This window comes from Endozoicomonas sp. ALC013, from assembly GCF_049310205.1.
In the GTDB taxonomy this organism is placed as follows: Bacteria; Pseudomonadota; Gammaproteobacteria; order Pseudomonadales; family Endozoicomonadaceae; genus Endozoicomonas.
Genome location: NZ_JBLYNS010000312.1, coordinates 1 through 2,520 on the forward strand (window position 1 = coordinate 1; position 2,520 = coordinate 2,520).

1 protein-coding gene is annotated in these 2,520 nt (G+C 41.0%); it reads right to left on the reverse strand.

What is annotated here, in order from left to right; genetic code table 11:
• Positions 1-92 precede the first annotated feature (92 nt).
• A complete protein-coding gene (locus ACO6V1_RS23405) occupies positions 93-2,444 on the reverse strand; it encodes a hypothetical protein (protein WP_422445621.1) in 2,352 nt (783 codons plus the stop codon).
• Positions 2,445-2,520: the final 76 nt, after the last annotated feature.

The window sequence follows — 2,520 nt, forward strand, 5'->3', positions numbered from 1 at the left end:
CATAAGCCGTGTGTTTTGATGGGTGGCAGTGGATACATGCATACTATGATTTAACCTCTTAATGGCAGCAATTGTTATGATTTCTCAAGGCGTTAGAAAACGTTTTTATGTTTTGATGTTTGATGCTGTGACAGGTCTATATCCGCTGCCAGCCAGCCTGATTCCTTCAGTTTTTCCGCCCTTGCATGCATCTTAATCATCCTGCTTTTGGCTGTACAATACATTAAATCATCGGGCAGTTTGATGTTGTGTGCTCTCAGGGTTGTCAAATAACTGCTGGCTTTGAGGTCACTCCATGTTGAGCTGAGATACAATAATTTATCGTATAATTCTGAATGCTTTTCCCGTGAGGTAATGCGTTTCAGCATTTGATAGAGTGTTGTCGAAGAGGTCTGATGGAAAATCTCTTTTTTGTCAAAACCGTACTGATAGACATAGTACAATATCCAGTCAGCCCTCTTTGGTACGGTGTTAAATGTGATACCTTCTATCGGGGTGATATGAACAATCAGGTTTGCAGTCTTTAGCTTGCCATCGAAATTGTTGAAATTAAATTGATTATTGGTAAGTCTATTGAGAAACCAGGCGGCAAACTCATCGGGTGAGGTTGGTATAACCTCTCTTTTGCTAACAGAAGGGTAGGGGGTAACCGTTTTTGCCCAGATGCCGCCAAACTTTTCTACACACAAATCAGCCAGTTTTCGTAATGTCAATATATTCCAGCTGGTGAATCCTGCAATGGCGGGGAGGGGGATGGGGTGGGGCCCATCTTTAATGCTGCTCAAGGCATTTTCCAGTATTCGGGGGCCCGGGTTGTCAAGCAGCTTATTTTGCAAATACTCATGTAAATAGCGTAAATAGGTATCTTGTAGTTCCACAGGATTCAGTACTCTCAATACTTTAACCAGTTCGCCGTCCGACAATGATCGTTCAGGTTTGGCTACTCTAAGCAGATGCCTGATATGGCCCGGTAGCCACTTTTTTGATGGTAAAAAACATCGACGGCATGGTTCAGGAAATGGAAATCCATACTTGTTAAAGCTGTTGGTCATATTGCTAACATGTTTTGATGATTCGATTATTGATTTACCTAAAAAGTCAATTATATATTGATAATAGTCCTCTGATTTTGGATTTATAATAGCCAGATCTTCACGGCACAGAAGGTTAACATCAAGATTCATTTTCCAGGCCAGCACACGTATTAAATGGGTTGACCATTTTTTTCTGTGTTTTGATTTTACGGTGTCAAAAGCCGGGATCTTTACACCATGCCTTACCAGTCTTTTCTTGGTGATTTCTATAGCCCGTTGTTTTTCTCCCTGAACTTTTTTCCTTAATTTGTTTACAAATTCTTCAAGATAAAAATAGGCGGGTATGGCTGAATAGTCTGTGGTAGCCCTGTTAACTGGCACTGTCTGTATATCTGCGGCCGGTAGCTCGTTAACGGCAGTTTCCGAGTGATAGCGCGTTATTTGTACCTTTATTTTCTTAAAATCTTTACCCGTTGGTGTGAGATATTGATCGGCAATACTGCTGATAAACTGTTGCCACTGGCTTCCTGGCCAATATTCATGCTGACACGGATCCGCAATGTAAAGATCAGAAGTAGCCATATAGGACGGCTGATGGTAGCTCCCGTCAGCACAATGCAGATCACTATAGGCATTTTTGTATCCCGCTTCATACCATTGGCTTTGCATCTGCACACTATCGCCTGAAAGTTTCGGGCATACCATCAAACAGACATGAGTGGTGGATCTATCCAGCTTTCCTTTCTTTGATCCGGTTCTCGCAAAAAAAAAGTTGATAACCATTTTAAACAGGCTGATGGTCGGATTTTCCAGGCAGCAGGAAGCCATTAAATGAGTCATATCATCACATTGCGCTACTTTGTAGGTTTTCACTAACTCTGCTATTTGCATGGCGTATTCGGTCTGCCGTTGTTTTAATTCATTAATAGGGGAAAATTCCTGTATCAAGTGATGAATCTTCGGTACCAGTAAATGTTTATAAATCTTTTCAACATAGGTGAAATTACCGTGAATGGATAATCTCTTATGCTTTGGCATTTGAGCGGATTTATCAAGACCTATAGCATACTCAATATCCATTTTACGAATATCATCCAGTACTCTATTCAGTATTGTAGGAATTGAATGACTTTCAGTGCTCTGCTTTGAATCAATCTGCAGTTTACTTATCTGTGAGTTTTGGAGAACAGGCTGACTTTTTGCCATAGCCACCTGGTATTCCGGTAGTTTCTTTTTTACCCCGCTCTGTTTAACACGCCCCTGATGATTTATCCGGACAGTATCCAGCTTGACCTTTTTCGAGGGATAGTTGTTTTCCTGTTGCTGTTGTCTTTTGTTTTGGTGGCTTTTCGGGGCTTTTTTATAATCAATAAGTCGTCTATCGTGATGGGTAGCAGTGGATACAAGCATATTATTTTGCAACCTCTTAATGGCAGCGATTGTTGTCATTTCTTAACCCGGATATTTCATAAACGTGCTCCCGATT

Excerpts from the sequence above, each read along its gene's own strand:
- ACO6V1_RS23405 (WP_422445621.1), bottom strand. The coding sequence starts at position 2,444 with ATGCTTGTATCCACTGCTACCCATCACGATAGACGACTTATTGATTAT.